The 14918-nt window shown below is 65.1% G+C and carries 19 protein-coding genes; 8 read left to right on the forward strand and 11 right to left on the reverse strand.

All coding sequences use genetic code 11. The features are described from left to right. Nucleotides 1-77: 77 nt before the first annotated feature. Nucleotides 78-1013 (reverse strand): DMT family transporter, encoded by a 936-nt coding sequence (locus RX329_RS08110; RefSeq protein WP_317245604.1) that lies wholly within the window; start codon nt 1011-1013, stop codon nt 78-80. A 105-nt stretch (nt 1014-1118) separates the two neighbouring features. On the opposite strand from RX329_RS08110, the gene RX329_RS08115 reads away from it, so the two are divergent. Next, entirely contained in the window at nt 1119-1508 is a 390-nt protein-coding gene (locus tag RX329_RS08115) for a hypothetical protein (RefSeq protein ID WP_018453850.1), read from the forward strand. 17 nt (nt 1509-1525) lie between these two features. On the opposite strand, the gene RX329_RS08120 is transcribed toward RX329_RS08115, so the two are convergent. Further along, nucleotides 1526-2131 (reverse strand): TetR/AcrR family transcriptional regulator, encoded by a 606-nt coding sequence (locus tag RX329_RS08120; RefSeq protein ID WP_085359424.1) that lies wholly within the window; start codon nt 2129-2131, stop codon nt 1526-1528. 73 nt (nt 2132-2204) lie between these two features. Between RX329_RS08120 and RX329_RS08125 the strand changes: the two genes are divergently transcribed. Together RX329_RS08125 and RX329_RS08130 are read left to right on the forward strand one after the other, a co-directional pair. Further along, nucleotides 2205-2609 carry a hypothetical protein gene (locus tag RX329_RS08125; RefSeq protein ID WP_018453852.1) on the forward strand — a complete coding sequence of 135 codons (405 nt, stop codon included), beginning with the start codon at nt 2205-2207 and terminating at the stop codon, nt 2607-2609. An 86-nt stretch (nt 2610-2695) separates the two neighbouring features. Then, entirely contained in the window at nt 2696-3100 is a 405-nt protein-coding gene (locus tag RX329_RS08130; RefSeq protein WP_018453853.1) for a VOC family protein, read from the forward strand. A 28-nt stretch (nt 3101-3128) separates the two neighbouring features. Here RX329_RS08130 and RX329_RS08135 read toward each other — a convergent pair whose 3' ends face one another. Continuing rightward, nucleotides 3129-4061, reverse strand: a complete 933-nt coding sequence (locus tag RX329_RS08135; protein ID WP_085359422.1) for a DMT family transporter — start codon at nt 4059-4061, stop codon at nt 3129-3131. 366 nt (nt 4062-4427) lie between these two features. Between RX329_RS08135 and RX329_RS08140 the strand changes: the two genes are divergently transcribed. Then, nucleotides 4428-5720 carry an adenylosuccinate synthase gene (locus tag RX329_RS08140; protein ID WP_018453855.1) on the forward strand — a complete coding sequence of 431 codons (1293 nt, stop codon included), beginning with the start codon at nt 4428-4430 and terminating at the stop codon, nt 5718-5720. Between the two features lie 37 nt (nt 5721-5757). Next, the gene (locus RX329_RS08145) at nt 5758-7383 is read left to right on the forward strand and encodes a hypothetical protein (protein WP_085359420.1); all 1626 of its coding nucleotides are present in this window, start codon (nt 5758-5760) and stop codon (nt 7381-7383) included. 155 nt (nt 7384-7538) lie between these two features. Here the strand turns inward: RX329_RS08145 and RX329_RS08150 are convergent, their stop codons facing one another. From RX329_RS08150 to RX329_RS08160, 3 genes are all read right to left on the reverse strand, one after another. Further along, the gene (locus tag RX329_RS08150) at nt 7539-7901 is read right to left on the reverse strand and encodes a hypothetical protein (RefSeq protein WP_085359418.1); all 363 of its coding nucleotides are present in this window, start codon (nt 7899-7901) and stop codon (nt 7539-7541) included. A 173-nt stretch (nt 7902-8074) separates the two neighbouring features. Next, nucleotides 8075-8302 carry a hypothetical protein gene (locus RX329_RS08155; RefSeq protein ID WP_018453858.1) on the reverse strand — a complete coding sequence of 76 codons (228 nt, stop codon included), beginning with the start codon at nt 8300-8302 and terminating at the stop codon, nt 8075-8077. A gap of 37 nt (nt 8303-8339) precedes the next feature. Then, nucleotides 8340-8585, reverse strand: coding sequence for a cysteine rich repeat-containing protein (locus tag RX329_RS08160; RefSeq protein ID WP_085384905.1), 246 nt, complete (start codon nt 8583-8585; stop codon nt 8340-8342). A 132-nt stretch (nt 8586-8717) separates the two neighbouring features. Here RX329_RS08160 and RX329_RS08165 point away from each other — a divergent pair, with 132 nt between their 5' ends. Then, nucleotides 8718-9143 carry a DUF5413 family protein gene (locus tag RX329_RS08165; protein WP_085349175.1) on the forward strand — a complete coding sequence of 142 codons (426 nt, stop codon included), beginning with the start codon at nt 8718-8720 and terminating at the stop codon, nt 9141-9143. Between the two features lie 61 nt (nt 9144-9204). Then, on the forward strand, nt 9205-9762 hold the full coding sequence (locus RX329_RS08170) for a DUF4112 domain-containing protein (protein WP_085359515.1): 558 nt from the start codon (nt 9205-9207) through the stop codon (nt 9760-9762). Between the two features lie 79 nt (nt 9763-9841). On the opposite strand, the gene RX329_RS08175 is transcribed toward RX329_RS08170, so the two are convergent. The 4 genes from RX329_RS08175 to msrA all read right to left on the reverse strand — a co-directional run bounded on the left by RX329_RS08175 (nt 9842) and on the right by msrA (nt 11759). Continuing rightward, the gene (locus RX329_RS08175) at nt 9842-10135 is read right to left on the reverse strand and encodes a hypothetical protein (protein ID WP_007596188.1); all 294 of its coding nucleotides are present in this window, start codon (nt 10133-10135) and stop codon (nt 9842-9844) included. A gap of 211 nt (nt 10136-10346) precedes the next feature. Continuing rightward, on the reverse strand, nt 10347-10511 hold the full coding sequence (locus tag RX329_RS08180) for a DUF3309 family protein (RefSeq protein ID WP_083926348.1): 165 nt from the start codon (nt 10509-10511) through the stop codon (nt 10347-10349). 108 nt (nt 10512-10619) lie between these two features. After that, nucleotides 10620-11039 carry a peptide-methionine (R)-S-oxide reductase MsrB gene (msrB, locus tag RX329_RS08185; RefSeq protein WP_018453863.1) on the reverse strand — a complete coding sequence of 140 codons (420 nt, stop codon included), beginning with the start codon at nt 11037-11039 and terminating at the stop codon, nt 10620-10622. Between the two features lie 15 nt (nt 11040-11054). Continuing rightward, a complete protein-coding gene (gene msrA, locus RX329_RS08190) occupies nt 11055-11759 on the reverse strand; it encodes a peptide-methionine (S)-S-oxide reductase MsrA (protein ID WP_018453864.1) in 705 nt (234 codons plus the stop codon). Between the two features lie 245 nt (nt 11760-12004). Between msrA and RX329_RS08195 the strand changes: the two genes are divergently transcribed. After that, nucleotides 12005-13702, forward strand: a complete 1698-nt coding sequence (locus tag RX329_RS08195; RefSeq protein ID WP_085359416.1) for a caspase family protein — start codon at nt 12005-12007, stop codon at nt 13700-13702. A gap of 94 nt (nt 13703-13796) precedes the next feature. Here the strand turns inward: RX329_RS08195 and RX329_RS08200 are convergent, their stop codons facing one another. Further along, entirely contained in the window at nt 13797-14912 is a 1116-nt protein-coding gene (locus RX329_RS08200; protein ID WP_018453866.1) for an ATP-dependent RecD-like DNA helicase, read from the reverse strand. Between the last annotated feature and the right edge of the window lie 6 nt (nt 14913-14918).

Consider the following 14918-nt stretch of genomic DNA (forward strand, 5'->3'; position numbering starts at 1 on the left):
TTGGTTGGCGGGGAACCTAGCGTCTCCTCGTCGAAATCGGAAGGCGCGAGTTTGTCGCCTCGTCTCGCGTCGCGGAATTACTTCACCGCAGAACCCTGGCGCGAGGCGATCACGACGCCGGCGAGCACCAGCAGGTAGCCGATCAGGTGGAAGGGCTGAATCTTTTCGCCGAGCAGCAGGATCGCCATCGCCGAGCCGAACACCGGCACCAGATGGAAGAACGGCGCGGCGCGGTTCGGGCCGATCAGCGCCACGCCCCGGTTGAAGAACAGATAGGCCAGCGTCGAGGGAAAGATCAGGATGTAGCCCAGCGTCGCTAGCGTCACCCCGTCGAGTTGCAGGACGCGACCACTCCAGGCCTCCCAGATCGCGGTCGGCAGCAGCATCGTCGCGCCGCAGCAGGTGGTGAAGGAGAGAAAGGAGAGCTGGTGGATCTTGGGCCGCCGCGGGATGAAGGCAGAGTAGATCCCGAACGCCACCAGCGAGGAGGCGAACATGATGTCGCCCCTGTTGAAGCTGATGCTCGCGAGCGCGGCGAGATCGCCGCGCAGGATGATGATCAGCACGCCGAGAAGCGAGATCCCGATGCCGGCGAGCTGCGCACCGGTCAACCGCACGCCGAACAGCACCAGCGACCACAGCGCCACGAACAACGGTCCGGCCGACTGGATCAGCAGCGCGTTGAGCGCTTCCGTGTACTGCATCGCCCAGTACGAGATCGCGTTGTTGAAGGCAAAGCCCACCAGCGACAGGAACAGCATCAGCGGCAGACTCTTGCGCAGATTCGGCCAGTCGCGCTTCAGATGCGGCCAGGCGAAGGGCAGGAGGATCAGGAACACGCCGAACCAGCGGATCGTGGTCACCGTCAGCGGCGGCACATGCGCGCCGACGTGGCGCGCGAGCACGATGTTGCCGGCCCAGAACAGCGAGCTCAGGCTGAGCAGCAGATAAGGCCGGTTGTTGAGCCAACTGGCCGGATTGGAGGCCGGTGGCGCGGGCGAAGCGATCGTCATTGGCGTTGCATACGAGCTTGCGCCGGATTTGCGTCGTGACACAAGTCATGCGACCGCAATGCTACAATGCAGGCATGACCAGAGGAGGCGGCATTGGCGGTTAATATGTTGAACATCGATGGCCTTGATCGGCTCGATCGGCATGCACCGGTGGTGATGTTGAACCTGATGCGCTTCCACGCGCACTCCGGCGACGGCGACGGTTCCGGCTGGGACGCCTATCTGCGCTACAGTGCGGTCACAGTGCCGATGATCAAGGCACGCGGCGGCACGCTGCTCTGGACCGGCGAGGCCAGGGCCGTTGCGCTCGGCCCGCAGCAGGGCAACGACTGGGATTTCGCGGCGCTGGTCTATTATCCCACCGTCACGGCTTTCATCGACATGATGACCTCGAAGGCCTACGAGACGGAGGCTGATCCGCACCGCGTCAACGCCTGCGCCGAGCACGTCATCATTGCGACCAGCGAAGCGTACAGCAAGTTCAAGATGAAGTAGCGCCGCCTGCTGCCGGCTTACTTCAGCCCGTCCACAGCCGCGTGGCACGCCGTCTGCAGCAAGCGACAGACCTCCTCCGTCGACCGCTGCCGGCTCAGCGCTGCAAACGTCGGATAACTCGTCAGCACGAAGATCAAATCAACCGTGTCCCGCATGGCGCGCTTTGCCGCGTGCTTGCCGACGATCCGCGACAGCAGCGCGGTCAGCAATTCGCGCCGTCGCTCGTTGCGCTCGATCAGCGCCTCACCGAATTCCGGATCGGTCGCGATGGCCTGGTTGAGCCCGCCGATGGCGGGATCGCGCCCCCAGAACGTACAGAAGATTTCGATGACGCGGTCGAGCGCGGCGTGCGGATCCGCCATCGTCATCACCTCGGCCAGTTCGAACAGTCCGCCCTGGTGCGCGATGTCGTCGAACACGGCCTCCAGCAATCCCCGCCGCGATCCGAACTGGTTGTAGACGGTCAATCGCGTGACGCCGGCCGCCTTGGCGACCACGTCGAGGGAGAAGTTCGCAATGCTCGCGTCCTCGCGTAGGAGTCGCGCGCCGGCCGCGATGATGCGCTCGCGCGTCGCCGCCGCCGCGGAAGCCCGCGCGGAGCTCACATAATTGCGCTTCGGCATCGCCTTGCCATTCTGTTGACGTATTGACTATACATGTAGTATATCTAATTTAGAAGCCGGTTCGGAGCTTGCCATGCAAACTGCCCTCGTGATCGCCTTGTCACTTCATGTGTTGTCGTCCGTGTTCTGGGCGGGATCAAGCTTTGCGCTGGCCCGCATCGGCGGAGTTGCCGGTGAGCAGCTGGTCTTTCCACAACTCGGCGCGGCGACGATTGCCATCCTGACCGGCGGCTATCTCGGCCATCTCGTTCATTCCCACAGCTTCGGCACGACCGAGCAGGTGCTCGCCGTCGGTGCTGTCTGTGCACTGATCGCGGCCGCTATTCAGGCTGTCATCGGTCCTCGTGCGCTCGCGGCCTTGCGTCGCGGCACCGGCAAGCCGGAGGACCTCCGTGCACGTATCGCCGCCGCCCAACGTGCGGCGGCCGGCCTGCTGGGCATGGCCGCGCTCTGCATGGGCGCCGCGCGCTACATTTGAATGCAGTCCAGGGAGGAGTGTTGAGAGCTCTCTGTTCCCAATGTCAGACCATAGCGCGGCTTCCAGCCGCTTTCGAAGGAAAAGCAATGTCCAAGATGATTCTGGTCAACCTGCCGGTACGCGATCTCGCCGCATCGACAGCGTTCTACGTAGCCCTGGGTGGCGCGGTGAATCCTCAATTCTCCGGAGCAAATTCGACGTCGCTCATGTTCACGGACGCGATCGGCGTGATGCTGCTGACCCACGACCGGTATCGTGAATTCACCAGCCGCGAGATCGGCGACGCGCGGCGCCACAGCCAGGCTATGTTCGCTCTCACGGTCGACGACCGCGATGCCGTCGATGCAACGCTGGCGCGCGCGGTGGCTGCGGGCGGTCGCGCCGATCCCAATCCGGCGCAGGATCTCGGCTTCATGTACAACCGACACATTGAAGACCCCGATGGCTATGTTTGGGAGATGGTGTGGATGAACCCGTCGACAAACGCTTGATCGCAGCCGATCGAACCGGGCCCCAAGCCTAGCTCGCCTGCTTCCGTGACGCCACGAACACGCCGGCCAGCACCAGCGCGAAGCCGATGAAGTGGAACGCCTGCGGGTGCTCGCCCAGAAACGCCATTGCCATGATCGAGCCGAACACCGGCACGACATGGAAGAACGGCGCGGCGCGGTTGGCGCCGATCAGGCGGACACCGCGATTGAAGCAGAGATAGGCGAGCGTCGAGGGGAATACCGCGACATAGAACAGGGTCAGGAGGTTCGGCCCGTCGAGCTTCATCCCGGGACGCGCGGACAACTCCCAGATCTCCAGCGGAATGAGACAGGCAGCACCGCAGCCGAACGTGAAGGCGAGGAACGACAGGCCGTGCATCGGCGGCCGCTTCAAGGTCAGCACCGAATAGAGCGCGAAGATGATCAGCGCGACGACAAAGATGAGGTCGCCCTTGTTGAAGTCGATGTTCGACAGCGTGGTGAAGTCGCCATGCAGCAGGATGATCAGCACGCCGCACATCGACAGCAGCACGCCGAAGGCCTGCGCTACGGTGAGGCGGACGCCGAGGATGGCGAGCGACCACAGCGCCACGACCAGCGGCGCGGCGGATTGCAAGAGGAGAGTGTTGAGCGCCTGCGTATGCTCCAGCGCCCAATATTGCAGCGTGTTGAAGGCGCCGATGCCGGTGATCGAGAGCGTGACCATCAGGCCGAGCCTGCCGCGGATCGCGGGCCAGTCCTGCGCAAGGTGTTTCCAGGCGAACGGCAGCACCAGCAGGAAGGCGAAGAACCAGCGCAGGAACGACAGCGTCACCGGCGGGATGTGACCGGCGGCGAGCCGGCCGACGATGGCATTGCCGGCCCAGCACAGCGCGGTGATGCTGAGCAGCAGATAAGGTTGGTTGGCGATCCAGTTGTGGCCGGACGTGGCGGCGCCGGTGGTCTCGTCGGTGGCGGACATTGGATTGTTGTGGCCCCGCGTCATGCGCCAAGCCTCCAGCCCGGTGGCACCCGGGCCGGTTCAAACCCGGCCCCGTTCAAAGACACGGAAATCGAGGTTGCATCAACGGGGGCCGGATGCATCGCGACCATGCAGCGGCGGAAGCAGCCTCTCACGCTTTGGTCGAAGCATTGCACCCGCCGCGAAGGTTTCTGGATTTTCAGGGGATATCAAAGGCTTGGGATGCGCTCGCGGCCTCGAAAAAGTCCCGTTCTTGCTTGCCTAGAGAGGCTGCATCCTTTATCCGGTTGGCTGCCTCGCGTTCGAGCGGCCCCGGCCGTGATTGGGCTGGGCGCATCTGACAGATTGCATAGGGATTACCCGCGAATGGCCAATGTTGTCGTCGTCGGCGCCCAGTGGGGCGACGAAGGAAAGGGCAAGATCGTCGACTGGTTGTCGGAGCAGGCGGACATCGTCGTCCGTTTCCAGGGCGGCCATAACGCCGGCCACACGCTGGTGATCAACGGCAAGACCTACAAGCTGGCGCTGCTGCCCTCGGGCGTGCTGCGCGAGCAGAAGCTGTCGGTGATCGGCAACGGCGTCGTGTTCGATCCCGCCGCCTTCCTCGACGAGGTCACCAAGCTGCGGTCGCAGGGCGTCGCGGTCGGCCCGGACAATCTGCGGGTCGCCGAGAACGTCACCCTGATCCTGCCGCTGCACCGCGAACTCGACGCGCATCGCGAATCCGCCAATGCTGCGACCGCGATCGGCACCACCCGCCGTGGCATTGGCCCGGCCTACGAGGATAAGGTCGGCCGCCGCGCCATCCGCCTGATGGACCTCGCCGATCTCGACACCCTGCCGCACAAGATCGACCGGCTGCTGGCGCATCACAACGCATTGCGCCGCGGCCTCGGCCTGCCGGAGTTCGACGGCAAGGAGATCGTGAAGGAATTGACCGCGCTCGCGCCGCAGCTCTTGCCCTATGCCGAGACGGTGTGGCGGCTGCTCGACATCAAGCGGCGCGAGGGCAAGCGCATGTTGTTCGAAGGCGCGCAAGGCGCCCTGCTCGACGTCGATCACGGCACCTACCCTTACGTCACCTCGTCCAACACGGTGGCGGCGCAGGCGGCGACCGGCTCGGGCCTCGGCCCCGCCGCGGTCGGCTATGTGCTCGGCCTCTGCAAGGCCTATACGACCCGCGTCGGCCAGGGCCCGTTCCCGACCGAGCAGGACAACGAGACCGGCCGCAAGATCGGCGAGCGCGGCCGCGAGTTCGGCACCAATACCGGGCGGCCCCGCCGCTGCGGCTGGTTCGATGCGGTTCTGGTTCGCCAGGCGGTCCGGACCTGCGGCATCAACGGTCTGGCGCTGACCAAGCTCGACATCCTCGACGGCTTCGATTCGATCGAGGTCTGCACCGGCTACAGGCTGGACGGCAAGGAGATCGATCATTTCCCGGCGGGCGAGGGCGCCCAGGCCCGGGTCGAGCCGATCTACGAGACCATCGAGGGCTGGAAGGAGCCGACCGCCAATGCGCGGTCCTGGGCCCAGCTGCCGGCCCAGGCGATCAAATATGTCCGCCGGATCGAGGAATTGGTGGGGTGCCCGGTGGCGCTGCTTTCCACCAGCCCCGAACGCGAGGATACTATCCTGGTACAAAATCCGTTTGAGGCTTAACGATCTCTTACCGGGACGCGCGTATAATTGAGTAGAAATGGCTGATTACTACCCGCTGATCGCCCGCGCTATTGCCGCCCTGGACCCCAACGCTCCCGGCGAGAGCCGTCGCGCGCTCTACGAGCGGGCGCGCACGGCGCTGATCGCGCAACTGCGCAGCGTGCAGCCGCCGCTCTCCGAATCCGAGATCACCCGCGAGCGCCTCTCGCTGGAAGAGGCCGTCCGCAAGGTCGAATCAGAGGCGGCCCAGCGTGCCCGCGAGGCCTCGCGCCCCGGTGGCGGCGCCCGCAGCAGCGGCAGCGGCGACGCCTTCCGCCGTGCCAGCACCCGCGCCACCGAGGGCAACTCGCCCGCGCCGCAAACCGCTGCCCCGCCGCGCACCCGTCCGGCTCCGCCGCCGCCGCGGGCTGACCGGCCCTCCTTCAATGTCGATGACCAGGGCGACGCCCCGCGTGCGCCGCGGGCCCCGCGTTTCGACGCGCCGCGGCAGCCGGGTCCGCTGGCCCCGTCGTCGATGCCGGAGCCTCCGCCGGTCGGACGTGATCGCGCTGGTGGGCGCCGTCCGCCGGACATGGGACCGCCACCGCCGCTGCCGCCCGCACCGGGCGTGCGCGGCTTCCGCGACATCACGGCGGATGCCAACGAGCTCGGCGGCGCCGCCGCGCAGGCCAACCGCGCGGCGCGCCGCACCTACGCCAACGTGCCCTCGCCCTCGCCGGAATTCGACCGGCTCGAGCCGAGCCTGGAGAATCGCGGCGCCGGAGCCGACGCGCCGTATTCCTACGACGAATCGATCGAGGAAGCTGAGCGCTACGCGCCGCCGTCGCAGCCGCCGTCGCAACGTCCGCACATCCCCGTTCTCGACCGCGAACCCAAGAAGAAGCGCGCCCGCACCGGCCGCGCCTTTCCGTTCAAGAGCGCGATCGCCGTCGGCATCGTGCTGATCCTGGTCGGTGCCGGCATCCTGTGGGGCAAGCAGCTGGTCCAGACCGCGACCAACCTGTTGAAGTCTTCGCCGACGCAGGTGGTGGAGGCGCCCAAGGATTCGTCTCAGCCGCAGAGCAAGCCCAAGATTCTGGATCGCGTCGGCCAGCCCTCGGCCAGCGACCAGCCGGTCGCGCCGGTGGCGCAGAAAGTCGTGCTCTACGACGAGGATCCATCCGATCCGAAGGGCAAGCAATATGTCGGCTCGGTGGTGTGGCGGCTCGAGCCGATCAAGGCGTCGGGCAACCAGAAGGCCGACGTCGCCGTGCGCGCCGACATCGAGATTCCCGACCGCAAGTTCAAGATGACGATGTCGTTCCGCCGCAACACCGACTCCTCGCTGCCGGCGAGCCACACCGCGGAGCTGACCTTCGTCCTGCCGCCGGACTTTCCGGGCGGCGGCGTTTCCAACGTGCCGGGCATCCTGATGAAGTCGAACGAGCAGGCACGCGGCACGCCGCTCGCAGGCCTCGCGGTCAAGGTCACCGACGGCTTCTTCCTGGTCGGCCTCTCCAACGTCGATGCCGACCGCAGCCGCAACGTCCAGCTGCTGAAGGAGCGCTCCTGGTTCGACGTGCCCTTGGTCTACGCCAACCAGCGCCGCGCCATCATCGCCATCGAGAAGGGCGCTCCCGGCGAGCGCGCCTTCAACGACGCCTTCGCGCAGTGGGGCGACTAGATCTCTACTCCGTGAGACCTCGGCCTGCATGGTTCGAGACGCCAGCCTTGGCGGGCTCCTCACATGAGGGTTTGATATCTCGCCGCGAAACGAGACCTCATCCTGAGGGCCCGCCCCTTGGGCGGGCCCTCAGGATGGCCGCAGATACGCTCTCTCTATTGCGCGGCTGCTTCCCGCTTGCGCGATCCTGTCGCGGCGGCGTGCTCGCGGTCCATCACGGCGCGACAGCCCGGGCTGACCTGAGCCTTCTTCTGCACCATGCAGGCCCTGATCCTGGGGATGTCGGGGATCTCACTGGAGCACAGCCGCATCGCATCGCCCGAGCACATCTGCTGCGCTTCGGACGAGAACGCGAAGCCGGGCGATGTCGGGATTGCGATGGCGGTGGTGGCGAGGGCGAAGAGAGTTGCGATCGTCTGATTGCGTGTCATGTAGAATGCGTCCCCGAGTTCCGTGGGCTTGAGCCACTTGGTTTTGGGGCGCCGCACGCGGCTTGACCTGCCGCATGTCTCAGCCATCACGCCGGGACCTCAATCCCGCATGTGGTTGCTCGATCTCTGGTGATGTTCGAATCGAAAAGTGCTGCGCCGCCCGAATCAAGTATGCGCCATTGTCAGGCCGCCGCAATGCCAGGCAAAAAGGAATTCGCAATTGTTGCGCGCACGTCACGCACAACGCGACTCGCGTGCGATCAGATCAACCGATCGGAGGATACGCTCGCTTGTTCCACATCGCTTGCGCCAAGCGCTGCATGCTCTTCGACCGCCGTAACGCCCTTTGCCGTGAGCTCGAACAGATCTCCGTCCTTCATCACGTAACCGTCGGCGATCAGCTCGCCTATCTTGCCGTGCCGGTCGTCGGCAAAGGCGATGGATTGGCTGATGTCCCTGAGGATCGAGAGCTGTTCGTCGCGCAACATGGCTTCACTCTCCGTTCGCCGGGGATGGTTCCGGTCCTCACATGCCGTGGCTCTGAAAGACCTTGCTGCAAGACCGCGACAGTTTGGCCCGGTTGGCTTGCAGGCAGGCCTGCACCGCACCGTCATTGCCGAGGTCCTTGCGGCAGAAGCGCGAGGCGTCCCGCGAACAGGCCTGCTGCTCCTGCGGCGAACCCATATGGCCTTGTGCGAGAGCGGGCGCGTTCGACAGGCCGCTCACGGCCGTCAGTGCGATCGTCGCCAGGAAGAACAGTTTGCGGGACATCGGCGGCTCCAAATCTGACAGGTGAATTTCAAGTCCGTCGCTATGCCGCTTGTTCCCAGCGCAGAGCCCGCACCCCCGCTATTCAAGGTTCCCGCGGCGCTGCTATAGTAAGGTGAAGGATGAGGGTGCCTGATGAAACGCTATCTCGTGTTTGCGCTGGTCGGCCCGTTCGTGGGCGGGTTCCTGCTGCTGCTGACGACGACCTATCAGTCCGGCTATTGGACCCAGACCAGTCTCGCTGAGGTCGGCAAGCTGTTCGCGGTGTTCTTCAAATCCTTGCAATATAGTTATCTGTTCGGCTTCCTGCCCTCGCTGATGATCGGTGCGGTCGACGATATCCTGGTCCACGTCCGCCGGATCGGCCCGGTGCTGCGGATGCTGCTGGTCGGCGTGTTCGCCTTCATCCTGGCCTCGCTGACCTACAGCTCGCGCGGGCCGGACTCGGGCGCGGTGCAGTTCATCCTGTACGGCCTCGTCGGGTTCGTGCCGGCGGTGATTTCATCCTGGCTCGTGCATAAATATGTCGCGGAGCCGCAGCCGGCGGCGGCACAGACTTGAGGGCGCGACCTTCGATCACGCCGCAGCAACCTCCGCCGCGCTGGCGCGTTCCCGACAGGCCATGACCATCTCCGATGACGATATTCTTGCTCCGCGTCGATCCCGTTCGGGAAGCCGCTCGGGTGCGGCCTCTTCGGGCACCGACGGGCGTGGGCCGATCATCGATCAGGACGGTCACGAGATCCGGCCCGAAACGCTGGGGCAGGGCTTTCGCGAATTTCGCTTCGAGTTCGGGAAGGACAGTCCCTTCGCCGGCAACCCGTTTGGCAATCTAACGCGCGAGCAGCGGATCGCGCGGATCGAGGCGATCGCAAAGCTGCTCGACGTCGCCTTCGTGCTGCCCGGAACCAACATCCGCTATGGCATCGATGGGTTGATCGGGTTGATCCCCGTCGTCGGCGACATCATCACCACCGCGATCTCGCTCTGGCTGGTGCAAGAGGCGAGGGCGCTCGGGGCGCCCTGGTACATCACCGCGCGCATGCTCGGAAATGTCGCCCTCGACGGCGTCGTCGGCATCGTCCCGTTCGCGGGCGACGCATTCGACGTCATGTTCCGTGCCAACATGCGCAACGTGCGCCTGCTCCGCCGCTGGCTCGACAAGCAGCCTCGCATCTGACACGCCCCAAAACGCAAAAAGCGCGACGGCCTTTCGGGCCATCGCGCTTTCAGCGCACATCGGAGCGCGTGACGAAAACTTACGCCGCGTCGGCAGCGTCGGTGCTGGCTTCCACCGGCTTGCGGTGGCGGGGCAGCGGGAAGGCTTCGCTCTCATAGAGCGACCGGATGCCGTTCTGGTCGAAGCGCGCTTCCTCGACCTGGAGATAGGCGCCGTTCAGCGAATCCGTCGGCAACTGCTCCATCGCGAACTGGACGGCTTCGGCCGCGGTGCCGAACCGGCGATAGGTGAAGCCTGCACGCTTCTTCTTGCGGATCGCAGCGGGGAAGAGTTCGGCGGAAGTGTTGAAGTTGAACGGACGCAGTGGACGCATGGTCAAAGACCTCGTGATCTCTCTGGGGCTTTAAGCGCGTGGGGTTGGGACGGGCAGAGGCCACGATTGAGTGGGCGCCGCACATGTCATTTTCGTCCTCTAATATAGCCCGTTTTGACAAAATTGCGACCCCCGCGATGCGAGATGATGAATCTGCGCATGGCAGCTCCGCAGCCCGGGAAATTGCAGGAATATCAGCGACTTGAATGGTCTACAGCTTGCCAAGGAGCAGCAGCACGAGCAGCACCACCAGGACGAGGCCGCCGATCCCCATGCCGGAATGACCCATTCCGTAGCCGTAGCCGCCGAAGCGGCCCGACAGGCCGCCGACGAGATAAATGATCACCAGGATGATCAGGATGGTCCCAAGCGTCATGGCATCCTCCCTGGCGGCCGCCGCCACGCCATGGCCAGCCGCACCACCAGGGAAGAAAAGCACATCGCGGCGCCGGGTTCCATGACGGAACTCGGCGCCGCGCAAGGTTTATTTGGGTTCGAGCTTCAGCGCGGCGGAATTGATGCAGTAACGCAAGCCCGTCGGCCCCGGGCCGTCGGGGAAGACATGGCCGAGATGACCGCTGCACTTGGCGCACAGCACCTCGGTACGGATCATGCCGTGGCTGACGTCCCGCTCCTCTTCGATATGGCCCTCGACGGCGGGTTGGGTGAAGCTCGGCCAGCCGCAGCCGGAATCGAACTTCGCGTCGGACTCGAACAGCACGTTGCCGCAGCCGGCGCAGGTGTAGGTGCCGGCGCGGTGGTCGTGCTCATATTCGCCGGAGAAGGGACGCTCGGTCGCCTTCTCGCGCAGCACCGCGAATTGCATCGGCGACAACTCGCTGCGCCATTGCTCTTCGCTCTTGATGACCTTGTCGTCCGTGGTTTTCGTCTTGGTGTCGGGCATGGGTCTCCCGTTTTTTCAGTTGGTGGCCTTGCTGGCGCTCACCAGCGTCGGCTTCTCGATATAGTTATCCGCGAACAGCTTTTTCAGGTTCTCGACCTTCGGAAGGTCGTTGTAGGCGATATAGGGCTGGTTCGGGTGCAGGGTCAGATAATCCTGGTGATAGGCCTCCGCCGGATAGAATGCCTCCAGCGCGCCGACCTTGGTCGCGATCGGCTTGCTGAAGACCTTGGCGCCGTTGAGCTGGGCGATATAGGCCTCGGCCACCTTCTTCTGTTCGTCGGACGTGGTGAAGATCGCCGAGCGATATTGCGGACCGGTGTCGGGGCCCTGCCGGTTGAGCTGGGTCGGGTCGTGCGCCACCGAGAAGTAGATCTGCAGGATCTTGCCGTAGGAGATCTTCTTGGGGTCGTATTTGATCTCGACGGATTCCGCGTGGCCGGTCCGGCCGCTCGAGACGGTCTGGTAGTCGGCCGTCGCCTTGGTGCCGCCGGCGTAGCCGGAGACCGCGTTGACGACGCCCGCGGTGTGCTGGAACACGCCCTGCACGCCCCAGAAGCAGCCGCCGGCGATCACGGCGGTCTGGATCCCGCTTGCGGGGGCCACATCAACGGCAGGAGCGGGGATCACGACCGCATCCTCTGCGGCCCGGGTCGGCGCGGCAAAGGCCAGCGTCAGTGCGGTGGTTGCGGCGAGCAGGGACAGGACGGCAGGTCGGCGCATGGCGATCCTCTTTCGGAAGGTCTGACAGTCTAGGGCGGTTGGGGCCGGGCGAACAGCCTGCCCGGCATTTTCGGACATTCGAGATACGGGCGGACCGGGCGATTGTTACGGCCGGAGGGACACGAGTCCGTGAAACGCGCCGCCTCCAGCGGCCCGGCTTGGCGACGACCGGAACTCCGCGCTAGATGAACCGGCGCGATCGGTGATCGACTTAAGAGAATCGTGGCTGGAGCTGACCTGACAACATGCTGCGCGTGGCATCCCTGACCCTCGTCGTCGTGCTCGCCATCCTGGCCGGCTGGAGCTCGCTCGCGGCGGCCGAACCGCAACCCGGCGACGACCTCGCCATTTGTCGCGACCGCCAGGCGGATGCACAGGCGAGGGCGCAGGCCTGCGACAAGCTGCTCAACGCCGACCGGCTCACCGGCAAGGACAAGGCCATCGCGCTCTCCGTGCGCGGTAACACACTGCTCAACAAGCGCGACTACGGCCACGCGATCGAGACCTTGTCCATGGCCGTCGACCTCGATCCCGACAACGTCGTCACGCTCAATTTGCGCGGCCTCGCCTATGAGCGGACGGGCCAGGACGATCATGCGATGGCGGACTACGACCTCGCGCTCCAGAAGCGCCCGACCTACGGTGTCCCCTACAACAACCGCGGCGTCATCCAGTTGCGCCGGGGTGCGCTGCAAAGCGCGCTCGACGATTTCAACCTGTCGATCAAATACGCGCCCAGGTTCCTGCTCGGCTACACCAACCGCGCCCGCGTGCGCACGCTGATGCAGGATTTTGACGGCGCGATTGCCGATTTCGCGGAGGCCGAGAAGATCGAACCGGCCGCGCAGCAGATCACCGGCAACCGCTGCATCACCTACGGCATGATGGGCAAGTTCGACCAGGCCTTCGCCGACTGCAACGGCCTAATCGAGAAGCAGCCGAAGAACACGTACGCGATCAACAATCGCGCCGACGTCAACATGTTGAAGGGCGATTTCGACGCCGCGCTGAAGGACTACAACACGGCCATCCAGATCAACCCGAACAACGTCCGGGCACATTCAGGTCGCGGCCAGATCTACGAGCGCAAGAAGGATCTCGCCCAGGCCCGTGCCGACTATCGTGCGGCGGCCTATTCGCTGACGAAGTTCGACGAGCTCGACGTCGCGCGCGCCCGCGCCATCGCGCAGGAGCGATTGGCCGCGCTGACCCCGCAGGCACCGGCCGGATCCACGGGGCGCCGTGTGGCGCTGGTGATCGGGAACGGCGCCTACAAGAACGTCCACGCCTTGCCCAATCCGCCACGCGACTCGAAAATGATCGCAGCCGCGCTGCGCGATGTCGGCTTCCAGACCGTGATATCCGTCAGCGACCTCACCCGCGACAAGTTCTTCGAAGCGTTGCAGACGTTTGCCGCCGAGGCGGAGAAGGCGGATTGGGCGGTGGTCTATTATGCCGGCCACGGGTTCGAGATCGGCGGCGTGAATTATCTCGTTCCCGTCGACGCCAAGCTCGCCGCCGACAGGGACGCCGAGACCCAGGCGGTCGCGCTGGAGCAGGTGATCGCGGCGGTGGGCGCTGCGCGAAAAGTGCGTCTGGTGATGCTGGATGCCTGTCGCGACAATCCGTTCGCGCCGACCATGCAGCGCACGCTGTCGCTCAAGCTCGTGGACAAGGGCTTTTCCAACATCGAGCCGGGCGCCGGCTTCATGGTGGTCTACGCCGCCAAGCACGGCGAGACCGCGATGGATGGCGACGGCGGCGCCGACAGCCCGTTCGCCACCGCGCTCGCTCGCGAGATCAAGATGCCGCGCGTCGAGATCCGAAAACTGTTCGACATCGTTCGCGACGATGTCTGGCTTGTGACCAAGCACGAGCAGCAGCCGTTTTCCTACGGCTCGCCGCCGGGGCGCGAGGATTTTTATTTCGTCGCGGGGAAGTGACTTCGTAGCCCGGGTGGAGCGCAGCGAAATCCGGGAATCACGATCGCGGAGCTAACCCCGGATTACGCTGCGCTCCATCCAGACTACCGCAGTTTCAAACCACGATGCTCAGCCGCTTCGCCGCCCGCGTGATGCCCGTGTACAGCCACCTCGCCCGGCTCTCCTGAAACGCAAAGCTCTCGTCGAACAGCACGACGTCGTCCCATTGCGAGCCCTGCGACTTGTGCACGGTCAGCACGTAGCCGTAGTCGAACTCGTCATAGGGCTTGCGCTGCTCCCAGGCGATCGCCTCGACGCCGCCCTCGAAGCAATCGGCGCGCACCGAGACCTTGGTCACCTTGTGGCCGAGATCCTCGTCCGGCGACAGTCTCATGCTGAGAATGCGGGATTTCGAGCGCGAGGTGTTGCGCGACTTCACGCGCCACAGCCCGCCGTTGAACAGGCCCTTCTTGCGGTTGTTGCGCAGGCAGACCAGCTTGTCGCCGGCGACGGGGAAGATGTCCTCGATGTTCTGGCGCTGGCGCACCCGCATGTTGTACGCGCGTCGCGTGTTGTTGCGGCCGACCAGCACCTGGTCGGCGGCCATGACGCGATCAGGGTCGAGCTCCTTGCGCGACACCACCTCGCTCTCGCCGTAGCGGCCGATGTCGAGCTCGCGGCCCTCGCGGACGTCCATCGACATCCGCACGATCGGATCGTCCTGGGCCTGGCGGTGCACCTCGGTCAGCATCGCGTCGGGCTCGGTATTGGTGAAGAAGCCGCCGCCCTGGATCGGCGGCAGCTGCGCGGGATCGCCCAGCACCAGCAGCGGGCAGTCGAACGACATCAGGTCGCGGCCCAGTTCGGCATCGACCATCGAGCATTCGTCGATCACGATCAGCTTGGCCTTGGAGGCCGGGGCGTCGTCCCACAGCTCGAAGCTGGGCTGCTCCTCACCGGATTCGCGGGTGCGGTAGATCAGCGAATGGATGGTGGAGGCTTCGTCGCACCCCTTGTTGCGCATGACCAGCGCCGCCTTGCCGGTGAAGGCGGCGAACTTCACCTCGCCGTCGACGCCGTCGGCGATGTGCCGCGCCAGCGTGGTCTTGCCGGTGCCGGCATAGCCGAACAGGCGGAACACCGGCGGCGTGCCGTTGCGGCCGGGTTTGGCCTTGAGCCAGTCGCCAACGGCCTTGAGCGCGGCATCCTGATGCGGGGTGAATGTGGCCATGTCTGT

The organism is Bradyrhizobium sp. BWC-3-1, assembly GCF_032917965.1.
Classification (GTDB): Bacteria; Pseudomonadota; Alphaproteobacteria; order Rhizobiales; family Xanthobacteraceae; genus Bradyrhizobium; species Bradyrhizobium canariense_D.

What these genes read in the sequence shown, in the direction of transcription:
- RX329_RS08110 (WP_317245604.1), bottom strand. Translation starts at nt 1,013, where the DNA reads ATGACGATCGCTTCGCCCGCGCCACCGGCCTCCAATCCGGCCAGTTGG.
- RX329_RS08115 (WP_018453850.1), top strand. Translation starts at nt 1,119, where the DNA reads ATGTTGAACATCGATGGCCTTGATCGGCTCGATCGGCATGCACCGGTG.
- RX329_RS08120 (WP_085359424.1), bottom strand. Translation starts at nt 2,131, where the DNA reads ATGCCGAAGCGCAATTATGTGAGCTCCGCGCGGGCTTCCGCGGCGGCG.
- RX329_RS08125 (WP_018453852.1), top strand. Translation starts at nt 2,205, where the DNA reads ATGCAAACTGCCCTCGTGATCGCCTTGTCACTTCATGTGTTGTCGTCC.
- RX329_RS08130 (WP_018453853.1), top strand. Translation starts at nt 2,696, where the DNA reads ATGTCCAAGATGATTCTGGTCAACCTGCCGGTACGCGATCTCGCCGCA.
- RX329_RS08135 (WP_085359422.1), bottom strand. Translation starts at nt 4,061, where the DNA reads ATGTCCGCCACCGACGAGACCACCGGCGCCGCCACGTCCGGCCACAAC.
- RX329_RS08140 (WP_018453855.1), top strand. Translation starts at nt 4,428, where the DNA reads ATGGCCAATGTTGTCGTCGTCGGCGCCCAGTGGGGCGACGAAGGAAAG.
- RX329_RS08145 (WP_085359420.1), top strand. Translation starts at nt 5,758, where the DNA reads ATGGCTGATTACTACCCGCTGATCGCCCGCGCTATTGCCGCCCTGGAC.
- RX329_RS08150 (WP_085359418.1), bottom strand. Translation starts at nt 7,901, where the DNA reads ATGGCTGAGACATGCGGCAGGTCAAGCCGCGTGCGGCGCCCCAAAACC.
- RX329_RS08155 (WP_018453858.1), bottom strand. Translation starts at nt 8,302, where the DNA reads ATGTTGCGCGACGAACAGCTCTCGATCCTCAGGGACATCAGCCAATCC.
- RX329_RS08160 (WP_085384905.1), bottom strand. Translation starts at nt 8,585, where the DNA reads ATGTCCCGCAAACTGTTCTTCCTGGCGACGATCGCACTGACGGCCGTG.
- RX329_RS08165 (WP_085349175.1), top strand. Translation starts at nt 8,718, where the DNA reads ATGAAACGCTATCTCGTGTTTGCGCTGGTCGGCCCGTTCGTGGGCGGG.
- RX329_RS08170 (WP_085359515.1), top strand. Translation starts at nt 9,205, where the DNA reads ATGACCATCTCCGATGACGATATTCTTGCTCCGCGTCGATCCCGTTCG.
- RX329_RS08175 (WP_007596188.1), bottom strand. Translation starts at nt 10,135, where the DNA reads ATGCGTCCACTGCGTCCGTTCAACTTCAACACTTCCGCCGAACTCTTC.
- RX329_RS08180 (WP_083926348.1), bottom strand. Translation starts at nt 10,511, where the DNA reads ATGACGCTTGGGACCATCCTGATCATCCTGGTGATCATTTATCTCGTC.
- msrB (WP_018453863.1), bottom strand. Translation starts at nt 11,039, where the DNA reads ATGCCCGACACCAAGACGAAAACCACGGACGACAAGGTCATCAAGAGC.
- msrA (WP_018453864.1), bottom strand. Translation starts at nt 11,759, where the DNA reads ATGCGCCGACCTGCCGTCCTGTCCCTGCTCGCCGCAACCACCGCACTG.
- RX329_RS08195 (WP_085359416.1), top strand. Translation starts at nt 12,005, where the DNA reads ATGCTGCGCGTGGCATCCCTGACCCTCGTCGTCGTGCTCGCCATCCTG.
- RX329_RS08200 (WP_018453866.1), bottom strand. Translation starts at nt 14,912, where the DNA reads ATGGCCACATTCACCCCGCATCAGGATGCCGCGCTCAAGGCCGTTGGC.